This is a genomic window from Paenibacillus ginsengarvi, from assembly GCF_003626695.1.
Taxonomy (GTDB): domain Bacteria; phylum Bacillota; class Bacilli; order Paenibacillales; family NBRC-103111; genus Paenibacillus_AB; species Paenibacillus_AB ginsengarvi.
Map to the genome: position 1 here is coordinate 120,018 of NZ_RBAH01000015.1, position 22,255 is coordinate 142,272.

At 56.1% G+C, this 22,255-nt stretch carries 16 protein-coding genes; 12 read left to right on the forward strand and 4 right to left on the reverse strand.

What is annotated here, in order from left to right; genetic code table 11:
• Nucleotides 1-232: 232 nt before the first annotated feature.
• The gene (locus D7M11_RS20350) at nucleotides 233-1,549 is read right to left on the reverse strand and encodes an ABC transporter substrate-binding protein (RefSeq protein ID WP_120749086.1); all 1,317 of its coding nucleotides are present in this window, start codon (nucleotides 1,547-1,549) and stop codon (nucleotides 233-235) included.
• 586 nt (nucleotides 1,550-2,135) lie between these two features.
• Between D7M11_RS20350 and D7M11_RS20355 the strand changes: the two genes are divergently transcribed.
• Nucleotides 2,136-3,236 carry an alanine racemase gene (locus tag D7M11_RS20355; protein WP_120749087.1) on the forward strand — a complete coding sequence of 367 codons (1,101 nt, stop codon included), beginning with the start codon at nucleotides 2,136-2,138 and terminating at the stop codon, nucleotides 3,234-3,236.
• A gap of 186 nt (nucleotides 3,237-3,422) precedes the next feature.
• Here the strand turns inward: D7M11_RS20355 and D7M11_RS20360 are convergent, their stop codons facing one another.
• A complete protein-coding gene (locus tag D7M11_RS20360; RefSeq protein ID WP_158606742.1) occupies nucleotides 3,423-4,292 on the reverse strand; it encodes a helix-turn-helix domain-containing protein in 870 nt (289 codons plus the stop codon).
• A gap of 179 nt (nucleotides 4,293-4,471) precedes the next feature.
• On the opposite strand from D7M11_RS20360, the gene D7M11_RS20365 reads away from it, so the two are divergent.
• Together D7M11_RS20365 and D7M11_RS20370 are read left to right on the forward strand one after the other, a co-directional pair.
• A complete protein-coding gene (locus D7M11_RS20365; protein WP_120749089.1) occupies nucleotides 4,472-6,034 on the forward strand; it encodes a ThuA domain-containing protein in 1,563 nt (520 codons plus the stop codon).
• Between the two features lie 18 nt (nucleotides 6,035-6,052).
• On the forward strand, nucleotides 6,053-7,024 hold the full coding sequence (locus D7M11_RS20370; RefSeq protein WP_205127091.1) for a zinc-dependent alcohol dehydrogenase: 972 nt from the start codon (nucleotides 6,053-6,055) through the stop codon (nucleotides 7,022-7,024).
• A gap of 118 nt (nucleotides 7,025-7,142) precedes the next feature.
• On the opposite strand, the gene D7M11_RS20375 is transcribed toward D7M11_RS20370, so the two are convergent.
• Nucleotides 7,143-7,778: a trimeric intracellular cation channel family protein gene (locus D7M11_RS20375; protein ID WP_240041230.1), complete on the reverse strand. Its 636-nt coding sequence runs from the start codon at nucleotides 7,776-7,778 to the stop codon at nucleotides 7,143-7,145.
• A 200-nt stretch (nucleotides 7,779-7,978) separates the two neighbouring features.
• Between D7M11_RS20375 and D7M11_RS20380 the strand changes: the two genes are divergently transcribed.
• Nucleotides 7,979-9,649: a GDSL-type esterase/lipase family protein gene (locus tag D7M11_RS20380; protein ID WP_120749091.1), complete on the forward strand. Its 1,671-nt coding sequence runs from the start codon at nucleotides 7,979-7,981 to the stop codon at nucleotides 9,647-9,649.
• Nucleotides 9,650-9,729: 80 nt separating this feature from the next.
• On the opposite strand, the gene D7M11_RS20385 is transcribed toward D7M11_RS20380, so the two are convergent.
• Nucleotides 9,730-12,582: a glycoside hydrolase family 38 N-terminal domain-containing protein gene (locus D7M11_RS20385; protein WP_158606743.1), complete on the reverse strand. Its 2,853-nt coding sequence runs from the start codon at nucleotides 12,580-12,582 to the stop codon at nucleotides 9,730-9,732.
• A 120-nt stretch (nucleotides 12,583-12,702) separates the two neighbouring features.
• On the opposite strand from D7M11_RS20385, the gene D7M11_RS20390 reads away from it, so the two are divergent.
• From D7M11_RS20390 to D7M11_RS20425, 8 genes are all read left to right on the forward strand, one after another.
• Nucleotides 12,703-13,947 (forward strand): GntR family transcriptional regulator, encoded by a 1,245-nt coding sequence (locus D7M11_RS20390; RefSeq protein WP_120749093.1) that lies wholly within the window; start codon nucleotides 12,703-12,705, stop codon nucleotides 13,945-13,947.
• A 27-nt stretch (nucleotides 13,948-13,974) separates the two neighbouring features.
• Complete coding sequence (locus tag D7M11_RS20395; protein WP_120749094.1) at nucleotides 13,975-15,027, forward strand: AraC family transcriptional regulator; 1,053 nt, start codon at nucleotides 13,975-13,977, stop codon at nucleotides 15,025-15,027.
• Nucleotides 15,028-15,280: 253 nt separating this feature from the next.
• Complete coding sequence (locus D7M11_RS20400) at nucleotides 15,281-15,790, forward strand: D-lyxose/D-mannose family sugar isomerase (protein ID WP_120749147.1); 510 nt, start codon at nucleotides 15,281-15,283, stop codon at nucleotides 15,788-15,790.
• 28 nt (nucleotides 15,791-15,818) lie between these two features.
• On the forward strand, nucleotides 15,819-17,141 hold the full coding sequence (locus D7M11_RS20405; RefSeq protein WP_158606745.1) for an ABC transporter substrate-binding protein: 1,323 nt from the start codon (nucleotides 15,819-15,821) through the stop codon (nucleotides 17,139-17,141).
• 72 nt (nucleotides 17,142-17,213) lie between these two features.
• Complete coding sequence (locus D7M11_RS20410; RefSeq protein WP_120749096.1) at nucleotides 17,214-19,151, forward strand: right-handed parallel beta-helix repeat-containing protein; 1,938 nt, start codon at nucleotides 17,214-17,216, stop codon at nucleotides 19,149-19,151.
• Nucleotides 19,152-19,154: 3 nt separating this feature from the next.
• Nucleotides 19,155-20,237, forward strand: coding sequence for an aldose 1-epimerase family protein (locus D7M11_RS20415; RefSeq protein ID WP_240041231.1), 1,083 nt, complete (start codon nucleotides 19,155-19,157; stop codon nucleotides 20,235-20,237).
• Between the two features lie 39 nt (nucleotides 20,238-20,276).
• On the forward strand, nucleotides 20,277-21,383 hold the full coding sequence (locus tag D7M11_RS20420) for a TolB family protein (RefSeq protein WP_120749097.1): 1,107 nt from the start codon (nucleotides 20,277-20,279) through the stop codon (nucleotides 21,381-21,383).
• A gap of 385 nt (nucleotides 21,384-21,768) precedes the next feature.
• A complete protein-coding gene (locus D7M11_RS20425; protein ID WP_120749098.1) occupies nucleotides 21,769-22,200 on the forward strand; it encodes an RrF2 family transcriptional regulator in 432 nt (143 codons plus the stop codon).
• Nucleotides 22,201-22,255 lie beyond the last annotated feature (55 nt).

Here is a 22,255-nt window from a genome sequence, read left to right on the forward strand (position 1 = left end):
GAAGCCCGAGCGAATCACCTTCTCTAAGGCGTATTGCGCCTAGGACCAGGCAGATTCCATCGGGCTTCTTTTCCTTCTTTGCGCTTCGATGTAAACCAGACTTTCAGTGCTGAATGCGTTTTTGAAATCGGGGATACGTTTCTCGAGCCTTCGTTGGACTAAGGGGGACCTTGACTTACGGGAACTACGACTCCTTTCGAATTCCGGCAGGCTGTTTTTGTTGCAAAATGGATCACCTTTTCGTCTTTTCGATTTCCGCCTGAATCGCTTTGTCGGCTTCCTCGGTAGCCTGTCTCAGCGCCGTATTGATGTCCACCACTTTCCCGGCTACGAGATCGTTCAACTGCTTGTTCAAGGCTGCCTGGGCCAGCCCCTCGTAGGGAGACAGCGGATAAGGCGGTGCTATCTTGTCCTGGAACATCGCGGCCATATTGACTTTTCTTCCTTGAAGCCAGGCAATATCTTTGCCGAAATCCTTTTTCTTGTTCGGATCGTTCAGAACGGTCAGCGAGCCCAATCGTTCCATCTGCTGCATATGCTCCTTGGAGGAAAGGAGGGCAATCACCTGAAACACTTCCTCTTTATGCTTGCTCGTGCTGGCCAAGGCATACGTGCTGCCCCATGCCATACTGCCTACTCCCGGCATATCGGCAAACACCGGCGCTTGCGCGATATCCCAATTCGTCGTCCAGCTGGCGTTCAAATCGGTTGCGGCGATCAGCATCGCCGCTGTTCCTTTTGTCGTAAACAAGCTGGCGTCTTGCGGGCTATTTCCCGGTATTTGGTGGAAGCGAACGAGGTTGGAGGAGAATTTGGACCATTTCGGATCGGAGACGAACACCGTTTTATTCGTATTCAGATCGACGAAAGGCGCAGAAAGCTGGTTCAGGACCATCATGCCGGAGAACGGGATAATCGCGCCCTGGTATTGCTGTCCGCCGTCGGTGCGCGTCATTCTTTTGGCCAACTCATACACTTCGTCCCAGTTTAAACCATCCTTCGGATAGGCCACGCCAAACTTGTCGAACAGATCCTTATTGTAATATATTTTGTGAATGCTTGTGTTGTTAGGAAGCCCGTACAGCGGGCCGCCGGATATCGTTCTTAAGGTTTGGACCGCTTCGGGATATAAGATGTTCAGATCGTATTTGTACTTTTTGATCAAGTCGTCGATGGGGTAAGCCAATTTGGTGTCGACTAAATAAGGCTTAATATTGGCGGGAGCCATATGCATAATATCGATCGGTATTCCTCGCGCAAGCGCGTCGTCGATCGACAATGCCCCTTTGGCCTCATCCGTCTTGGCTGCGAGCTGATAGTAGTTAATGTTGATATTCGGAAATTTTTTGTTAATGTCGTTGCCGTGTTCCCGAAAAAACCGTTCCTTATCCGTCGATCCGAGGAAAAAGAGATCGAACGGCTCCTGAGTTGCCGCGTTCTCCTTGCCGCTTTTGGCTTCTCCTCCCGAGCAGGCCGATAATACCGTCATCGCCGCCAGCATGCCAATGACAAGGATCTGCGCGCGCTTCTCTGTCGCATTAATCTTCATACAAATCCCCCTTTGAAAACGCTTTAAATTTGTTGAACAACAGCAGTAGTCCGAGCTCCTTGCTAATCGATACTCTCCACGCGTACGACTTCAAATCATTATTTTCGCAATCTTGATCATTGACTGCATCTTTCCATAGAACGATGCGGACATGCCATCGCATCCTGCAAATAATGCCCTGTCAATAAACATCACCTCCTTTAAATAGATACGAATAACCTAATTTATTCGATGTTGTATCATAATGTGATACGACATGTCTTATAATGCCTGGTTATAGTATATACTTTCGAGTTTTGAACTGTCAATTATAACGTTTCCATCGTTTCGTCTTAACGGCGCCAGCGAAAAAAATTTTCGTTACGAGCATTTGTTCTGCCGGAAACGAAAATGTCCCGGACTTGAAGGACGGGGATGTATTGTCGTGGAGATTGATTGGATCAGGTGGAAACGACGATGTATTACCAGAACGGAAGGGCATTTGATTACGAAGCCCACAATGAATACATAGTACAAGTCGATGAGTACTTGCTTCATTTGCAAAGCTACCACCCCCTGCTAGGATAAAGAGAGAGGTGGTTGCAGCATGTATAAACAGGAACTGGATACGCCCTGCATTGTGGTCGACCTGGACAAGCTGAAAGCTAATATCGATCGGGTCCAGCGGCTTGCCGACGAAGCGGGTATTGCGCTCAGGCCGCATGTCAAAACGCACAAGACGCCGCAAATTGCCAAAATGCAGTTGAACGCGGGCGCGATCGGCATCGCCGTGGCCAAGCTCGGGGAAGCGGAGGTAATAGCGGAGGCTGGCGTCGGGTCGATTTTGATCGCCTATCCGATTGTGGGCAAGACCAAGCTTGAGAGACTGATGCGGCTTGCCTCCCGGGCCGAGGTGACGGTCGCTGTAGACAGCTTGGAAGCGGCCGCCGGTATTTCCGATACTGCGCTTGCGGCAGGAATAGTCGTACCGGTCTGGATCGAGGTCGACCCGGGTTACGGCCGCGTTGGCGTCCAGCCGGGTCCGATGCTGGTGCACCTCGCTCAGCAATTGCTTCCACTGAAGGGCATCGCGGTAACCGGTGTGCTTGCCTTTGCCGGACAATCGTACGACGAGGATAGCGACGAAGGGCGGAGCCGGGTTGCCAGGCACGAAGCGGCCCTTGCATCGGAGGCGGCCCAAGCTTTGCGCGAACTTGGCTTCCCGATCGAATCGGTTAGCGTGGGATCGACGCCGGTCAGCCGATTCGCATCCAACATGAAAGGTGCGACGGAGATGCGTACCGGTACGTATGTGTTCGGCGATCTGACGCAGGTTAAGGCCGGTGCGATGAGTCTGGAGCAATGCGCCTTGACGGTGCTGGTGACAGTAGTCAGCAGACCCGCGTCGGACCGGGCCGTCGTCGATGCGGGAACGAAGGTGTTCACTTCGGACGGCGAGGATTCGCCGATCGGCACCGGCCGCGGATATGTAGTTGGTCATCCGGCCATCGAAGTAGCCTGGTTTAACGAGGAGCACGGTGTGCTGCACCTGCCGCCGGAGGAACGGGGATTGAAGGTCGGGGACAGGCTGGAGATCGTACCCGTGCACTGCTGCGCGGTAGTTAATATGCTGGATGTCATCCATCAGACGGACGGGGATACCGTGACCGAGGTTCTGACGATCGAGGGCCGGGGCCGGGTGAGATAAAGGATACGCTCGGCCGTGAAAACCGACTTGAATGTCTCACTCGGAACATCCGAAGACAATTCTGCGGTAGAGAAACGTTAATAAAATCAGGGGCTGACCTCCTTGAAATAGAGAGGGCAGCCCTTTTTTATCCCGAACGCACGAATCCCAACGCGCTCCCCGCGCAAATGATCATTTGCATGAGAACTAGCCCCGCGGGTAACCGGCCGTTTTCTCCCTCCAAATCCCGTTTTCTTTGCGTACTTCGGTTGGGGTCTTATGAAATCTAGCCTTGAATTCCCGGCTGAAGTGGAAGCTGTTCGCGAATCCCGTCTCCCCGGCAATTTCCGCCACCGGCAGCGAGGTCGTGATCAGTTTGCGGAACGCGGCGCCGAGCCGCTGCGATTTGACGTATTCCATCGGAGTTTGCCCGAAAGCGCTGCGGAACAGGGAAAATAACGCCGAGCGGGAGTAGTTGCAGTGGGATAGCAGCGTCGCGATGTCGAGCGGTTGGCCTATATGCTGCACGATAAAGGTTAAGAGGGGCTGGATCTGCTGCAGCTGGGCCAGCCGAGTCTCGTACCCTTCTCTCGGTACGGAGGAATCGAGCACGAGGCCGAGCAGGCGGAAGGCCAGCATGCTCTTGTGCGCCCAGTTCGGAAAGCTCAGGCCTTGCTCCTGCGCCTTGATGTCCAGCATACGCTGGATGAGGTCGCCGTAGACGAGGCCGGCTTGCCGATCGCTGCTCCCGGTCGGATCGTACAAGTCGAACAGATCGACGGCACCCATAAACGAGAAGCGAAAATGAGCGAACCGGATCATCATCCGCTTCGTATCCGGGCGGCATCGATGCGTAATCTCCAGCGGCATGTTCGGCGGGGTAATGAACACTTCGCCATCCGATGCGGTAATAAGGCCGCGCGGCGTGCGGACGATATAAGTGCCTTCCACGGCTTGAGCGATAATGCCGAAGGGCACCGTTTTCGTATGCACCCAGCCGTCATGGATTTCCCCGTATCCCGCATCAAGATGTTCCAGCCGGATCGGCGCTTCGGGCAAGTCTCCCCAGTTCTGCACGTCACGATACCTCCGTATATTTCGAATTGCACTCATTATAGCATGGTGAAGCTGTATTTCGGGTGTTGTTGTACTTTCAGATATATATAAGGGATTTTCGGTTATGTCTCGTTCGCATGAAATTTGATACAACTTACTTAGAAGTCCGGTGACAAACTTTAAGAAGGGAGCTAACTGCGATGCCGATAACCGCTAGCCGCAAAAAGATTGTCCTGATTGCCGGCAATCTTAGCCATGGGCAGGGTGCCCACGAATACATCAAGACGGTGCGGCTGCTCAAGGCGCTGCTCGAACAATCGCGCTGTGCGGACCGGCTGGAGGTTGCCTATGCGACGGGAGGATGGCCGGAAAGCGACGATGCGATCCGCGATGCGGACTTGCTGCTGTTCGTAACGGACGGCAGAGACGGACATCTGTACGAAGATGTACCATTCGTGAAGTCCGAACGGAGGATGCGGCTGATGGAGGCATGCATGGCGCGCGGATGCGGGCTTATCCTGCTGCACTTTTCCACCTTCTTTGCCCGGGCGGAAGGAAGGCGCGTGCTGGAGTGGACCGGCGGATATTTTGAATGGCAGGACGAGAAGGGCGAACGAAACTGGTATTCCAAAATAACCGGCAACGGCAGCAAACTCGCCCTTGCGGACCGGACGCATCCGATCGCCCGAGGCGTGGCCGGCACGATTGAGCTTGAGGATGAAATCTACTGGAACATGCGTTTCTTGCCCGGCGATCCGCGGCGGACGCCGATCTGGACAGTGCCGGAGCTGCAAGCGGAAGGGGAGGAAGCCAGCCTCGTCGGCTGGGCGCTCGAGCGAAGCGACGGGGGGCGATCGTTCGTCACTTCGGCAGGGCACCGGTACACGCTATGGATGGACGACAGCTTCAGGAAGGCCCATCTGAACGCGATCTTCTGGGCCGCAGGTCTGGACGTCCCCGAAGGCGGCGTGCAGAGCCGCTACTATACCGATGTCGAGGTGGAAAGCTTGCTAAATGGGCCGGCTGCTCCTGCACGTCCGCTGTACACCCTGCTGCTGTCGGGCAACGAACGGCACAAGTGGCATAACTGGGAGCGAACGGAGCCGCTTATTAAGGAGATTCTGCATGAGGACGTATCGGTTGCGGTTACCTCCATATTCGATCCGGCGCCGCTTGCTGAATGGGACCTGTCTGCGTTCGATGTTATTTTGCTCAATTATTGCAACTGGCACGATGCCGTGGGGCTGGGGCTGGACGAGCGGGCCAAACAAAATCTGATGCGATTTATGGAGCAGGGAGGAGGGCTGGTTGTGCTGCATTTTGCAAACGGAGCCTTCCATTATTCGCTGCCGGAAGCGGGCGCGTCGGACTGGCCGGAATACCGGCGCATCGTGCCGCGGGTCTGGGATCATCACGGGTCAAGCGCGCACGACAATTACGGCTCTTTCGCCGTTTCGATCTCCGATCCGGACCACGCCATTACGCGAGGAATCGGCGGCTTCGAGGTGAAGGATGAGTTGTATTACAATCAGGCAGGGGATGTGCCGGTGCACGTGTTGTATACGGCGCGCTCAAAAAATACGGGTCTGGACGAACCGCTCGCCTGGACGAGCGAATACAGAGGGGGCCGCGTGTTCCAGACACTGCTCGGGCATGACGGGGAGTCTTACCGGGTGCCGGAAGTGCGCGAGATGTTGCGCAGAGCGGTGCGGTGGGCGGGTTACCGGATAAGACGGCGAGGATTGCAAGCTTCGGCACGATAATAGGAGGGAGGCGAGCGTATGGACTATGCCATACAATTTTGCGGGCGCCGGCAGGTCGCAATAGCGGAGATCGAACGGCCGGCTCGGCCCGATGAGGGACATGTATTGGGGACGACCTTGTATTCGCTGATCAGTCCGGGAACGGAATTGATGAGCGGATTTATGGCGGAGGAGAGTGAAGGAACGAGAAGACCGGGATATGCGTCTGTATTTCGGGTGGAGCACACAGCCGGAGAGTCGGCCGGACTCGCACCGGGCGATCTGGCTCTCTGCATGGGAAGGCACCAAAGTTACCAGCATGTCGCCTCCTCCATGACGGTTAAGGTTCCCGCAGGGGTGGCGGCGGATCTGGCTGTGCTGACGAGGCTGATGAATGTCAGCATGACGACACTGATGACCACTTCGGCCAGGCCGGGGGAGCTGGTGTTTGTCATGGGGGCGGGGCCGGTCGGCTTATTGGCCGCCTTGCTTTTTCAACGGTGCGGGTACAAGGTAGCCGTGTGCGACCCGGACGAGCGTCGCTTGTCGCTGGCGCGGAAAGCCGGTATCGTGACGGTGATGACGGAGGTTCCGCCGGACGGGGCGCAGTGGCGGGAACAAGCCGCTCTTGTGCTGGAATGCTCGGGTCACGAGGCCGCGGTGCTAGAGGGTTGCCGACTCGTGCGGAAGAGAGGGGAGGTTGTGCTGATCGGGGTACCGTGGCAGCGCCGGACGGAACTGTATGCCCACGAGCTGCTGTCGCTCGTGTTCCATAGGTATGTCGTGCTGCGCAGCGGCTGGGAATGGGAAATCCCGATGCAGGCGGCGCCGTTTCAGCCGCACAGCATTATGGGCAACTTGCGTAAGGGCATGGCGTGGTTGGCGGAAGGGTGGCTGAACGTGGACGGTCTGGTCCGGAAAGTGCTTCCCCGCGATGCGAACGCCGTCTACAATCAGTTGGCCGAAAGGCAGATCGCCGAGCCGTTCGTCGTGTTCGACTGGATGGCGTAACGTGTACGAGTAATACTGCACCTTCAAACCGAAAAAGAGGGAGCCGGTTTAAACTGGTTTAAACTGGCCCCCTCTTGCTTCAATTAATGTACGTACTTCGGTAAAACTAAGCGGCCGGTTAAAGCGGCGTATTCGCCCCGGACCGGTATCGATCGCGCGAAAGCTGGCGGCGCGGAATTTTCCATGAAAAGTAGTAGGAGATCAGGCGCAGGGCGACGATGGCGGCCAGCAGCAGCAAAGACTGGAACGTCGTCTGCACGAGATGGAAGGAGCAGATGAGACCGCTTAGGCAAGCCCAGGCGGCGTATACCTCGTCGCGGAACACGACCGGTTTTCGGCCGGCCAGCACGTCGCGGATGACGCCGCCGCCTACCCCGGTTGCCATGGCGGCGAAGATAATCGCCGTTTTCGGAAAATCCATGGCGACGGCCAGCAGGGCGCCTTGAATCGAAAAAGCGGCGAGGCCGACCGCATCCAGAATAGGCTCTAAATATTTCCATCTGTGTATCCAGCGCAACGGCAGCAAAAAGACGACGATAACGGCAATGGCGGCGATATGGAGAAGCGGCCCCTGAGTCCATAGATTGCTGACCGGAATGCCGATCATCAAATTGCGGATGATGCCGCCGCCAAATGCGGTAATGAGTCCGAGGAACAAAACCCCGAACAGATCGTATCCTTCCTCCATCGCGATAATGGCGCCGCTGACGGCGAATGTGATGACTCCTACGTATGAAAGTATTTCCCAATGCATCTGTCTATCCCTATCCCTCATCTAGTAATGAACCTTATTATAGCACGGTGCGGCCGCTTGAAAAGCAATAATTCATGGTGACGGCGGGAGGGGACTATATTACAATAAAAGGGATAAGGCACCCCCAAGAGGTTACCGATAACTTGACGACTAGATAGCCAAACAGCCCGGGCTGCCAAGAAACGAGGGAGACTTGTATAATGGGAACCTTGCTTGAGCGGAACTCGTCCATACCGGACGGCCGCAGAATCGTATTTCTCGGCGACAGCATTACTGATAACGGGCTGTTTATCGCCTACATGGAATCGTACTTCATGAAGCATATGCCGGAGACGCGGATACAGCTCATGAATCTCGGCGTCAGCAGTGAAACCGCCTCCGGTCTGAGCGAGCCGGACCATCCGTATCCGCGTCCGTGCGTGTTTGGGCGGCTCGCCCGAGCTTTGCGGGAAAGCAGGCCGGATTGGGTCGTCTTCGGATACGGGATGAATGACGGCATCTATCATCCTTTCTCGGAGGAAAGGTTCGAGGCGTATAAGGAAGGCATCCTCAGCCTAATACGCGCCGTTCGCGAAACAGGGGCGAAAGCGATCGCGATGACGCCGCCGCCGTTCGAATACGAATCGGTTCGCCGCAGCGGGGAGAACGCGAATGGAGCATCCTCCGCTTCCGCCTACAGTTGGTATAACCCGTATCCCGACTACAACAACGTGCTGAGAACATACAAGGAATGGCTGACGTCGCTGCGGGAGGCGGATGCGGTCGTCAACATTTTCGACCCGCTCGAGCGGGAAAGCGAGCGGAGGAGGGGCCAAGGCGCTCCCGGCCTGACCGGGGACGGCATTCATCCGGGCGCCGAAGGGCACTGGCTGATTGCCCGAACGCTGCTCGCGCAGCTGTTCAACGTCCATCTGCAGCGGGTGCCTGCATTCGCGGCCGAATCGGGAAGTCCGACATGGGCCAAAGCGTTGCGGGAGCGGAACATCCTGCTGCACGAAGCCTGGAAGGAGCACGTCGGTCACGCCAATCCGAACAAAGCGAAAGCACTGCCCTTGGAAGAAGCGATACGCAAAGGAGACGAACTGGCGGAAGCAATCCGTACGACGATCATGGAACAAGCGAACGACTGCGGGGAAGAAACGGTTTCGCAGTGGAACGGGTACGTGCGGGCCGACTTTTATGTCAGCGGCAGGGAAGCGCTCGTAATCGCACCCGAACAGGCCGCGCCGGGAGTGCCTTGGGTATGGCGCACGGAATTTTTCGATGCGTTCGCTTATGCGGATAGGGAGCTGCTTCGGCGGGGGTGGCATATCGCCTACTGCCGGATCAGCAATATGTACGGTTGTCCGGGAGCCGTCTCGCTAATGCATGATTTTCACACCTATGCGGTCGGACGGTTCGGGCTGGCGGAGAAAGCCGCGCTGTTCGGCTTCAGTCGCGGCGGCTTGTACGCGTTCCACTATGCGGCGGCGCACCCGGAGCATACGGCAGCGCTATATCTCGACGCCCCGGTGCTCGATATGCGCAGCTGGCCGGGCGGAAGATGGCTAGGAAGCGGAGATGCCGCTTGCTGGCAGGATTGCCTGGCCGTTTACGGCTTGACGGAGCAAACCGTAGATGAGTACGACCGGATGCCGCTGCATCTAGTCTCCGCCGTGGCTGCCGCCGGTATCCCGATTCTACTCGTCGCGGGAGACTCCGACGATGTCGTGCCGTACGGGGAAAATGGCGCGCTGCTCGATAAGCTGTACCGTACTTACGGTGGCACGATGGATACGATCGTTAAGCCGGGTGTCGGGCACCATCCGCACAGCCTGGAAAATCCGGCGCCGATCGTCGAATTTATCGAGAGGCATGCTGGCATTATGTAGACGTGCCGCAGGGAACAGCCGACTATGCACCTTCGGAGGAGCATAGTCGGCTGTTTGGCTTTTACCGAAAAAAGTCAGTTTTATTCGAATACGATGCACACTGCGGCTGCCGAATAAGCGGGCACTTCGAAACAAACATACTCGCCATCGACCCGGATAAACAAGCCGGTCTGTAAACGGATTTCGTTCGAGTCGACGTACCAGGCATCCGTCGCGGGCTTGAACAGCTGCAGTTTGGCGATCGCAGCCTGGCCATCCGTTTCATACACACGGACGATCCAGCGCTTCCCTTCCGGGTTCTCCGGCATTTTGACCGCGGATAGGGCAACCGAGCCTTCGATGAGCCGGAGGAAGCTGGCGTCTTTTGTACGGGTACCGGGATGCGTCGTGCCGGATAATACATTGAGTGGGTGGTTGAACCGGTATGCGGCTTCGGTCAACTCCCGATTGGTTGAGTGCGAGCCGATGACGCAAACGGCCATCTCGATTTTATGATGATTGCCGAGCTCCGGGTACGGGTCCGGGTCGAAAGAGCTGCGAATTAACGAAACCGCAAGCGAATCGTCCGTGCCGCGAAAACCGTATTTATTGTTCGTCACAAGCATGATCGAAGGTTTGTTTCCGCCCTCTTCTTTCTCCTCGCGTTTGCCGAACGCATAGCTGTTGCCGGGAACGTCCATGCCGAGCGGCTCCCGCTCGACGGTGCCGAACGGTACGTCGTATGTGTACGACGGGCTTGTATAGCCGAGCGGCCAGTGGAAATTCAGCTGTGGAATACTTTTCCCCTTTTTGCCGATTTCTTGCCAATCGCATTCGATGCGGTATTTCAGATAAGGGCTGTTCCGGTCGAGTGATACGGCTACCTTCATGGCCGAGTTTCCGAATCGAAGCTCATAGTTCAACGATTGCCGCAGCGGTCCGCGCTGACCCTTGACGAGCTTTACTTGGTCGTGCACACTTGCCGCGCTCATGTATCGCCCGACCCACCAGGCGGTCATTCCTTTGCCGGGGTCTTCCTGAATGAGCCGGAACAGCCCTGCGGGCCTAGCCGTGTCAATCAGCTCCGTACCTGTCGTTTTATCGATCATCGAGATAACGGTGGCAAAAACCGGGTGGAACGTCACCTGAAGCAGCTCATTTTCCAAAACGAATCTTTCTTCGCGGTCCACTCTCGGATCGGTCGGAAAAAACGGTTCGAACTCCTCTTCGCCGAGCGAGACGGTATACGTACTGTATCCGCAGGCCGGGACTTTCGCTTCGATGAGCAGTCTCATGTAGTGGTGCCCCCAGTATGTATGAAAGCCTTTGTCCAGCATTTGGTAAGCAGTCTCGTTTCCGTCACTGTCCTTAACGATCAGTGTACGGATCGCATAATTCCAGTCCCAGAGGACGATCTCAACCGGCTCTTCGCGGTTTTGGGCGGACGGATTGAACAGATGGACGATTCGCGTTGAACCTTGTCCGCGTTCCACTTGCGTAATTTGAAACGCCTGGGTGCCATAGCCGACGCCGGCCCCTTCGGAGACGGTCCCTGCTTCGTCCGGTCCGCCCAGATCGGAAGTGTCGATGCCGGCGGCAATGCGTTCCAGTGCCAGCTTGCGGTTCGTGTTCGCAATCGCCATCGTATGCTGAAACAGCCCGAGCGCATGCTCGCGGGTTTCAATGACGCCGGAACCGGGCAAAATGTCGTGAAACTGGTTGAACAGCACATTTCTCCACGCTTCCTCGTAGGCCGCCCTCGGGTAGGCGGCTCCGGCGAGCGCTCCGGCGGCTGCGCTGAACAATTCCGCCTCCTGCAGCGTCGCCTCGCCGATCCGGTTTGCCGTTTTGATTCGCGACTGCGAGGTGTAGCAGCCGGTAAATACGCAGTTTTGCTCGCCTTTGACGACGGGAAGCGTGCCGCTGACCGACTCGAGTTGCTTGTAATAGTCGGCGAAACGACCGAAGCGGATGTTCGGGAATATGGGCCAGTCGTTCATGGCGTGGAGCCGTTCCAAATCCCGTCTTGTCGGGCCGCCTCCATGATCGCCGACGCCGTATACGTGCAGATGCGTCTTCAGTCCGGTTTGACGGCAAATTTGCGGCACATACGAACCCAAAATCGGCTGAATCGGGTCGTTATACCAGGTCGGCTCGCGGTAGCAAACGACCGAATTGCCGGACGGCGCCACCCAGCGGTAGGCAATAGGGCCATCGCTTCCACGGCAATGGTAGTAATACCGGACCCCGGCATTCGTCAAAATTTCCGGCACAAAAACGCTGTGACCAAACGTATCCGGCTCGAAATCCAAATTAAGCGAGGCGGGATCGATGCCAAGCAATTGGGACAAGTACCGTTTCGTATACAAAATTTGCCGGGTCAAGCTCTCGCCGTTCGGCATATTTTTGTCCGCCTCGACCCAGTGAGACGCCGTTACCTCCCACCGTCCTTCGCGAACCCGCCGCTTGATCTCCTCCAGCATAAGCGGATCATACTGCTGAACGATCCGGTATACGGATGCTTGGGACTGGGAGAACACGAAAGACGGGTACTCCTCCATCAAAGTCAGCATCGTACGGAACGTGTCGAGCGTGACGGAGACGGTTTCGTCCCATGGCCACATCCAGTTCATATCGATATGCGCATGCGCTACGCAAAGAATATCGTAGCTTTTGGCGGCGGGAGCTACGGCAGTCAGCAGCTGTTCGGCTTGAAGCGCCGTCCGTTTCGCAATAACGCCTTCTTCCGCAATTTGCCGCTCCACATAGTCGAGCGTTGCCGTAATCGCCTCGTCGAATGCATGGGCATTCCCTTTCGACAATTCGCTTGCAAAAACCAATTGCGACAGGATCCGTTCTCCATAAGGACCGGGCTTCGACTTGATTTTCTCGTCCCAGTAGCTGTTCGGCGCCGCACCCAAAAGCTGGCGAAGCCGCGAGTCGATCGTTCTCATGTGCATACCTCCATGCAAATACGAATATAAATATACCAAACATACAAATATGACAACTTGAGTGTACTTGAAATACAATTTGTTGTAAACTAGTGTTTATGCAGCTTTTTAACGATATTTATGCGGGTGTGGAACGAAAATATTTGTATATTGATATTTTTGTATGTTACACTAGGGCTAAACTGGCATAAGGTAAGTGCGACGGAGGATGAATCGGCATTGACACAATCTGTGAAACGCATCCCTTTGTATTCCCGGGTAAGAGATTATATTTTGGAACAGATTCGAAAAGAGGAGTGGCGGGCTAACGATCAACTGCCGACGGAAGCCGTATTGGCCGGGCAGTTCGGCGTCAGCCGCTTTACGATCAAGAAAGCGCTATCCGATCTGGTCGAGGAAGGGCTCGTTTATCGCATACAAGGCAAAGGCACGTTCATTTCCGGAGCGGCGGCCGGGCAGCCGGAAATCCCGCATGTCGGAGAGCCGGCGGATGAAGCCGCGCTTCGTCCCGTCGTTTTTATAGCTCCTTCGGTTCACACCCCGCTAGCTGCGCAAATATTGGCCGGTGCGGAGTCCGCGTTGTCGGAACGCGGCTTCCAGATTATATACCGTTCCTCGCAGGGCGACTCGGAGAGGGAGAAACGTATTTTGCGGGAATGCGTCCGAATGGACGTCGAAGGCATTCTTATTTTTCCGATTGACGGGGAATCGTACAACGAGGAGCTTCTTCGTCTGTCCCTGAACAAATTTCCGGTTGTCGTCATCGACCGGTATTTGCGCGGCATCGAGACGAACTGCGTTTGCTCGGACCATGCGGGGGGCGCATACGACGCCGTCTCGCATCTGATCGAGCAAGGACATACGAATATCGCTTTCGTCGCCGTTCACGGCAAGACGACGACCAGCCTCGAGGACCGGATGGACGGATATGTTCGGGCGCTGGCCAAGCACCACATCCCGCTTGACCATAAGCGATGTTTGTTCGAGCTTCTGGAGGAACGCAAGCAGGCCGGGGCCGTGACGGAGACGAAAGCGATCGTGCGCTCGTTTCTGGAACAAAACCGGGAGACGACAGCGGTATTCGCCGCCACCGTACCAAGCGGACTGGCGGTACTCGGAGCGGCCGAGGAGCTGGGCATCCGGGTGCCGGAGCAATTGTCGGTCCTGCTTTTCGACGATTATGAATACTCTACATTTTCCCGCATACCGCCGACCTGTATCGTCCAGCAGGAGTTCGAGATCGGCGCGGAAGCCGCCAAGCTTCTGCTGTCGGTTATGGACGATCCTTCGCAGGAGCGCAAAAAAGTAAATTTGCCGACCAGGCTCGTTTTGCGGAAATCGACTGCAAAAGCGCCGGGGACTTAAAGAAAATGGGGAGAAGGGGGAGAACGTATGATTCGGCTTCTAATCGACTATCGGAGACGCATCTGGATCATATCGGCCTTCTTGCTCTGTTTATGCGTCGTGTCTGGCGCAAGCTTGTCGTATTTCATGCTGTCCGCTCGCCTAAAGGGTACGGTCGGCGAAGGCGACCAGCTGCAAGCGGTTGCGGGCGCGATCAGTATCGCGAATGAGGATGGTAATATCGTCCACCATAAGGACGAGCGTATGATCGGCCAAAAACGCGAAGACGACCCTGTGTTGTCCAAGGTTCCGCTTGACCGGGAGGAGGGCGCCGTGAGCTTGGCCCAGATTCGCAACGATCTGCTCATAGTCGGTATCGTACTTATCGTCATCGCGATTGCGGCGGTTATGGCCGCCAAGCGCCGGAAGCGCCGTAAGCTCCGGGAGCTCCGGCCGGGCAGCAGGCTCGCGCCGGATGCTGCGGCAATGTCGCACCGGCGGACCGCGACGAATACGCTGGGACGGGAGCTGCTCCGGAGTCCGGTCGAAAGCGGAAGCGTGGAACCCGTCGAGGCGACGGAACCGGTTCTCGAATGCGGCCAAGCGGCGGAGGTTTTATATTCCGAAGCGATACCGGGAGGCCATACAACCGTTTGTACCGGGGAGGCGAAGGAACGGGATGACGGAGAGTCAGACCGGAAACCAGAGCGGACGGACGAAGACAAGAGGAGCGGTCTGGAACGCCATGAAGTCGTCGGCCGGATGCTCGTGTTTATTCAGGAGCACTACGGGAGAAGCGATCTGTCGCTGAACCTGTTATCCGAACAATTCAAGATGAGTCTGTACCACCTCAGCCGGATTTTCAAGGAACAAACCGGCGGCAATTTTATCGACTACGTCATGGGTTTAAGAATGGAGAGGGCGAAGTCGCTGCTGCGGGAAAGCGGCATGAAAATACGCGAAATTGCCGAGGAAGTCGGCTATACGAATTTGAACAGCTTTGTACGTATTTTCAAAAAAACGACCGGCTTCACGCCTACCGAGTATAGGGCGATGGAGTCGGGGAAAGCGGCCGTCTCGCCCAAAACAGCGAAATTGTAAACGCTCCGAAAGCCTTCTCCGATGCGGGAGTTGGCTTTTTTTGCGCCGCGCAAAAACGGCGTGATCGAGCAAAAAGTGAGGCTTTCGGATAAGGCTCGGCTCATGTTAGCTTCGAATTGGGAGCCCGGAAGCGGGGCCGATCGATACCAATCGATCCAGTTGCGCATACGATATTCCCGTATAAGCGAAAGGGGGTTAGGCGTTGGCCATAAACCGAAACGAATGGCAGCACGCCCGGGAGCGCGCGGCCAGGATGTTGGAGAAGGCGGGAATCGTTCTGACGGCCGCGGAGAAAGCCGAAATCGAGGTAGCCGATTTTGGGCTCGGCCATCTGGATAGTCAAGGACTGGAGCTCGTTACGTACATCAATACGGATCGCTACTGCGCCAAGGAGCTCGTGCTGTTTCCGCGGCAGACGTGCCCGGAGCATCTTCATCCGCCGGTGGACGGCGAGCCCGGGAAGCTCGAGACGTTCCGCTGCCGGTGGGGCGAAGTGCTGCTCTATGTCGAGGGGGAGCCCGCGGCGAATATTCAAGCGGTTTTACCGGCGGGAAGCGAAGCGTGTTACAGCGTATTCCATGAAATCGTCCTGCGGCCGGGAGAGCAGTACACGATTCCGCCCGGTACGAAGCATTGGTTCCAGGGAGGAGCGGAAGGCGCGATCGTATCGGAATTTTCCAGTACGAGCCGGGACGAATTCGATGTGTTCACCGATCCGGCGATCGTCCGGATGCCGTCCGTTGCAGACGGCGAGTTGCAGTGACAAACGATTCAAACAGGAGGGTCAAGCGATGATAAAGACAAATGCAAAAGCAGGCAAAACAATAACGATCGCCGCACTTGGTATAGCGGTACTTGTATCGGGCTGTGCCAAAAAAGAAGCGGGTCCGACCGGTGCAGCCGGATCGAACGATCTAAAGTCGCCGGTCATGAGCGCTGAGCCGGTCACGCTCACGGTATTTAACAGCAGCATGGGCGACCCTTTGTTTCAGAACGCGATCGTGGCCCCGCTTAAGATCAAATACCCGCAAATCACGATCGAAATGATCCGCAAAGGCAAAGGCTCGATGATGGAAGATTTAATCGCGGCGGGAAAAGTGCCCGACATTATTTTCGGCGACAGCAGCGGCGATATTCCCGTCTACCGGGAGCTGGGCGTTCTGGCCGATCTGATGCCTTACATGAAAAAATACGCGTTCGATCTGAATGCATTCGATCCGGTCGTACTTGGCTCCGTACAGGCCAATTTCCCGAGCGGCCAATTCTGGATGTTTCCTTCCTCGGTGAATATCGCGACGCTGCACTACAACCGGGACATTTTCGACAAATTCGGGGTCCCTTATCCGAAGGACGGCATGACTTGGGATGAAACCGTGGATCTGGCGAAACGGGTAACGCGAATGGACGGGGGTGTGCAGTATGTCGGATTCGATTTTGCGACCAATGTGCTGCTGCCGTACAATCAGCTCTCCGCACCGATGGTGAACGCCCAAACGACGAAGGCGGCCGTAAATACCGACGCATGGAAAAAAATATTCGATACGATGAAGCGCTTTTACGAAATACCCGGAAACGATTGGGGCAAAGGCGGAGACGCTTTCCTGAAAAGCAAGACGCTGGCGATGTATGCAGGCACCTCGATGTTCGGGAGCTTGCCGGATGCGACGAAGAACGGTCTCAACTGGGATGTTGTCGCGCTGCCTTCTTTCCCGGAGGCTCCGAAAACGACGATTCAGCTGTTCGCCCCGCTGCTGGGCATATCCGGAACGAGCAAGCATCCGGACGAAGCGTTTCTGGCGATCGCCCATCTCCTCTCGGTGGAAGGTCAACGGGACAATGTCAGGCAAGGCCGGCCTTCCGCGCTGAACAATGCCGACATCAAGCAGCAGTTCGGCAAAGACGTCGAGGTGCTGCAGGGCAGAAATGCCGGGGCGTTTACATACAACAAGCTCGCCGCGACTCCGCAAGCTGTCACGAAGTACGACGCCCTCGCTTTCCCGATCATCCGGGACAAGTTCAGAGAGGCGGCGGTGGGCGGTAAAGACGTGAACACGGCGTTGAAGGAAGCGGAAGAAGCGATCAACAAAGAAATCGAGAAAAAGAAAAACGAGTAGTCGAATCGTGAATAAACGGCGGAATAGGTCTATATGGCACCGGTTCCGCCTCTTAGGGAGGGAGACTTTGCGATGACGGAGCCCAATCACGAGAAAGAACCGGCGATGAGCCGAAGAAAAATGCTGGCGGCCCTTGGTTTGGCCGGAGCGGCAATGAGCTTCGGCAGGGCGGCGGCGAGCGGGAGTTCGGTTATGGACAGCGTATACGGAACGAAGAAGCGATGCGAGTGTGCGAACGTGAGAAGCGTGGACGAACTGCGAACGAGAGCGCCCGATTGCGCCGGAGAGCAGGTCGTACTGGAGGGCTATTACGGCAGCACGCCAGGCGTAGGCGGCGGCATACTGGTTGCGGTGCAGGGGGGCTTTACGGATGACGGAGGCTCGCTCTTTCAGTCGGGGAAGCCGGGGTGGTTTTGGAAAAGGACTGGCAGTTTTCTGACGGTGGAAGATTTCGGCGTTGCTCGCGGATCCGATACATCCGCTGCGGCCCGTAATGCGGAGCGGTTGACCGCCGCTTTTCAAGTTACGGGGTATACGGTCAGCGCGACGCCCAGAATGACTTACATCTACGATGGGGACGTGATCGTCGCCTCGGCGTCTATGCTGGACTGCCGAAAAGCCGTGTTCCAAGGCATTACAGGCTGCATCCGGATTGCAAGCACAGGCTGCGTCGTTCATTCCCCGGTATTGGACGATTCCTTGCGAACGGACAATCGGCGGGCGATGCTGATCGAAGCCGACCATGTTCAAGTCGTCCACGCCGAGTTCCGGGGCAACGGTCATCAGGAGTGCTGCCTGGAGATTACCGGTTCAAGCGTGAGTGTCAGCCATTCCAGGCTGCGGGACGCCAGCTACATGATTTTGGCTACGACAGGCCGCGGAACCCGGATTACCGGCAACTACTTCACCGGCGGAAATTCGAAAGCGGTATTAAACGAAGCGAGGACTGTCGCGACAACGGTTCCGTGGGGCGATGCGATCAAGCTTACCAGCGATCCGAACGATCTCGCTAACAATCATGCGACCGGGCGTCACGACAACATCATTACGGGTAACATATTCGACGACGTATACCGCGATTGCGTCGATATGTTCACGGACGGTTCGCGGACGATTTTCAGCCATAATGTGATCACAAACCATCACTGGAATATTCTCGACATCAAATGCATATACCGGGATCTCCCTGTGAACGGTACGTCCCTCAACCCGGGGAGACGGGAAGAATCGGTCATCGCTGCGGGCAATCTGATTAAAAATGTCGACAACCCGTATGCGAGCGGAGAATCGCTGTTTAGCGTCGTTCATTACAAAAATCCGGAATCCGGCGGCAAGGTAACCGATTACGGACTAGGCCCGAACAAAATTAAAATATACGGCAATTCGATCGACGGCGCATTCGGCTACGTTTTCCGCGCGCTGGATAGCCACGACGTCTCTTATTGCGATAACGAGCATTTCAATATGATCAACAATGCCGTTTATATTACCGGAGAGAGCGGCACCCGGCATATCGACGTGGACCGGAACAAGTTTTATTATGCGAACGGCAAAGATAACTGGGGCAATCCGCTTCAAGTAATCAGACGAACGTCGGCGAACTGCACACGAGGGTCGGTCAGCGGGAATACATTCGTCTGCTACAAAAAAGACGGTTTTCGCGGGGCGGTGGCGGCAGTCGTCATGGGCAACCGGATGACGGCGAAGGGCAATACGGGCGAAGGCTTCGATATTGTCGTCGACGCCGCTAGAGGAACGGATCTGCTATGCGACGGGACGGTCGCCCATGATGGCAAAATAGCGGTCCGAGTCGGTCAATACGGCACGGTCACGGGAGCGCGGGTATCCGGAACGTATGCGTCATCGTGCGTACAGGTTGTCGCCGTGCACACAGCGAACACGGCCAAGCTTATTATGGTCGATAACGATGGGATCGATATTTCGGGAACCGCTTACAGTGATGTATCCGCCATCGTAAACCGCGTCGAGAGAAACAACAGCGTGATGTGACGGTTGCCGGACAACAACGCGTTTGAAACGGAGGGCAAGCCGGTGAAGCTGTATAACCGCGAATGGACCAGAAGGGAAATCGAAGCTAGGGTTGGTCGGATCGAGCAGATCGGCGGCGTACAGCGGATGAGGGGAACGGAAGGGATGGAAGACGCTGTCGAGTTCATCCGGGTGAGGACGGGGGCCGGGCTGAGCTATGAGGTGCTTCCTTCCCGCGGGATGGACATCGGCTTATGCGAATATGCGGGAGTGCCGATCTGCTGGCTGTCTCCGGGCGGCATCGCCCATCCGGCCTACTATGACGCGCAGCGGACGGAATGGCTGCGAACCGCCGCAGGCGGACTTCTGATGACATGCGGGCTCATGAATGTCGGCAGCGCATGCGAAGAGGAGGGGCGGCAGTACGGACTTCACGGCAGAATTCATCATCTTCCCGCCCGTCATGTTGCTGCGGCCGGCAACTGGATTGGCGATGAATACGAGATCGGCGTCAAAGGCACGATCGACGAAACGACGATATTCGGCGACCACCTGAGACTGACGAGGGAAATCCGGAGCTCGCTTGGCGAAAATGTCATTCGTATTCGGGACGTTGTCGAGAATGTCGGGTTTACCCGGGCGGCTCATATGATTTTGTATCATTTTAATTTTGGCTTTCCGCTTATGGACGAGCGAACGATCGTCGAATGCCCCGAAGCGGCGGTTTCAAGCCGAGGGCATCGTGCGGCGGCGGACGGATGGGGCCGCTGGCAGGCGCCGGAGCCGGATACGGAGGAGCAGGTGTTTTTCCACCGCGATATCCGAACCGATTCAAAGCCGATCGCGCGAATCGTCAACGATCGCTTCCCGCTATGTTCCGGCGAATCGCAATCCGTATGCGTCGAGCTAACCTGGGATAAGAGCCGGCTCCCGAATCTGGTGCAATGGAAAATGCCGGGTCAAGGCATCCACGTACTTGGCCTGGAGCCGGCCAACTGTTTCGTGGAAGGACGTGCCGCCGAAAGAGCGCAAGGAACGCTCGTCATGCTCGAGCCCGGCGAAAGCAAGCTGTATGAGCTGGAGCTTGCCGTCCGTACGAGAAAGTGATTCGTTACACGATAAAGGAAAAAGAGGTCAACTTGCAAAATGGCGACTAACGATTATGTTTTTACTGGCGCTCTCAAGCTGTCCAGAAGCGGTTACCGGGAAGAGGCAGCGAATATTCCCATTGATGTGATAAGCCGCAAAGGAAGCGATATTTCTCACTTGTACGTATCGTCCATGTGCTGGGAAACCGACAACCGCCATCTTGTCCTCTGCGCGGATATCGACGAAAGCTTGCGCTGCCGGCTCGTTCGCTTCGATACGGCGACCGGCGACAGCAGGTATATCGATGATGCATGCTGGGCCAGCGCGGTCGTATCGCGGCAAAACATCGTCTATTACTTGAAGGGCGACCACCGGATATACGCCGCAAATTTGGCGACCGGACACCGCTTTGTCGTCTGCAGCCACGACCCCGCGGTTACGTTCAAGGAGCCGCTCTCCGTAAACGATACCGGAAGCAGGCTCGGCGTCTATTGGTGTACGGACGATGACAACTATACGATCGGCTGGATCGATACGGAGACCGGTGACATTCACCGGGCGGCCGAGCCGGGCTTCGCCAGGCCGAATCACTGCGCCAATCATACGCAGGTGAACCCGGTGTATGACAACGTGCTGTTTTTCGCCCACGAAGGTCCGGCGCATGTCATTCGGGACCGCATCTGGTCCGTCGATACGGAAACGGGCCATCTGCTCAATATGTATGCGCAGCAAATGATGCCTGACGGCTTGCTGGGCGAATATGTCGGGCACGAGATCTGGTCGCACGACGGAGAAAAGCTGGTTTTCGTCAAATATCCGCATAGCCCGCTGCAGCCTTCGGGTATTTATTCTGTAAGCCGGGATGGCTCATCTCCGGCGCTCGTGTGCGGCGATTACCCTTACTGGCATGTAAGCGTCAGTCCGGACGGCCGCTGGGCGGCTGCGGATACGATGCCGCACCAGTCGAAAAGCCGGATTGTGCTAATCGATCTGCACGGCGGGTCTTCCCGGTTGCTGTGCGAGATACGGTGCGGCGACCGGCATCCCGCTCATCCGCATCCGACCTTCAGTCCGGACGGTAATCAAGTCACGTTTTCCTTTGTTAACGACGAAGGCGACTTGAGTGTAGGGAGCGCAGATATATCTGGCCTGAGAACGGGATGAAGCGGAAAATAGCGGCGGAGTCATGGCGGCGACTTGTCCTAGCGGCAGGTCGCTGCTTGTTTCAGGTAGCCTCTGTGGTCGTACTTCTAAATCGCAGCAGGCAATCGCTATTCAGGGAAAAAAGGAGCGGAGTGGAACATTTGCATCTGGAAAGCGAAGAGGTCGCCTTTACAAGCGGGATTCCAACCTTAGAATGATTCAATCAAGGAATCCGATTGTAAGAGCGGGTGGAAGATCAAATGTTTCCGTAGCGGCCGTGTATCCACCCTCAAAACCCTGAATAGCGATTGCCCTGGCAATTGCAGCGGAATCGCAGCAAAAGCCGTTGACATTTCTAACTGTAACTAATATAATAACAGTAAGCAAACGGAAAGGGGCGTACAGGGTGAACAGCGAGTTTACGATTGCGGTGCACAGTCTGGTATATTTGGCGTATAAGCCTGACCGAATGGCAACGAGCGATAGCATCGCACGCAATGTAAATACCCACCCGTCGCGTCTGCGCAAAGTGATGAGCGGTTTGCGGAAGCAAGGATTCGTGGCGACCAAGGAAGGCATTGGCGGAGGCTTTTATTTGATCCGCAGTCCAGAGTCGGTTACGCTTGCCGAATTGTACAAGGCGACTTGCATCGGCACGCTGAAGCCGGGCTGGTGCTCCGGCAGCGAAGAGGAAGCATGTATCGTTGCCTGCAACATGGCCGAAGTGATGGACCAGCTTTTCGGCGAGGCGGAGCAGCAGCTACTGCTACACTTGCAGCAGGTGACGATCGGGGACGTTCTGAAACGCGTAAAAGAAAAGCAGAAGTTAAAGCAGTAAATTTTTTTCATCAATCTGTTACTATAATGATGACAGATTGCGAGGAGGCTGAGAA

Coding starts and splice junctions, on each gene's coding strand:
- D7M11_RS20365 (WP_120749089.1), top strand. CDS start 4,472: ATGCCGATAACCGCTAGCCGCAAAAAGATTGTCCTGATTGCCGGCAAT.
- D7M11_RS20370 (WP_205127091.1), top strand. CDS start 6,053: ATGGACTATGCCATACAATTTTGCGGGCGCCGGCAGGTCGCAATAGCG.
- D7M11_RS20355 (WP_120749087.1), top strand. CDS start 2,136: ATGTATAAACAGGAACTGGATACGCCCTGCATTGTGGTCGACCTGGAC.
- D7M11_RS20385 (WP_158606743.1), bottom strand. CDS start 12,582: ATGAGAACGATCGACTCGCGGCTTCGCCAGCTTTTGGGTGCGGCGCCG.
- D7M11_RS20405 (WP_158606745.1), top strand. CDS start 15,819: ATGATAAAGACAAATGCAAAAGCAGGCAAAACAATAACGATCGCCGCA.
- D7M11_RS20350 (WP_120749086.1), bottom strand. CDS start 1,549: ATGAAGATTAATGCGACAGAGAAGCGCGCGCAGATCCTTGTCATTGGC.
- D7M11_RS20390 (WP_120749093.1), top strand. CDS start 12,703: ATGCGGGTGTGGAACGAAAATATTTGTATATTGATATTTTTGTATGTT.
- D7M11_RS20400 (WP_120749147.1), top strand. CDS start 15,281: ATGTTGGAGAAGGCGGGAATCGTTCTGACGGCCGCGGAGAAAGCCGAA.
- D7M11_RS20420 (WP_120749097.1), top strand. CDS start 20,277: ATGGCGACTAACGATTATGTTTTTACTGGCGCTCTCAAGCTGTCCAGA.
- D7M11_RS20380 (WP_120749091.1), top strand. CDS start 7,979: ATGGGAACCTTGCTTGAGCGGAACTCGTCCATACCGGACGGCCGCAGA.
- D7M11_RS20375 (WP_240041230.1), bottom strand. CDS start 7,778: ATGCATTGGGAAATACTTTCATACGTAGGAGTCATCACATTCGCCGTC.
- D7M11_RS20395 (WP_120749094.1), top strand. CDS start 13,975: ATGATTCGGCTTCTAATCGACTATCGGAGACGCATCTGGATCATATCG.
- D7M11_RS20410 (WP_120749096.1), top strand. CDS start 17,214: ATGACGGAGCCCAATCACGAGAAAGAACCGGCGATGAGCCGAAGAAAA.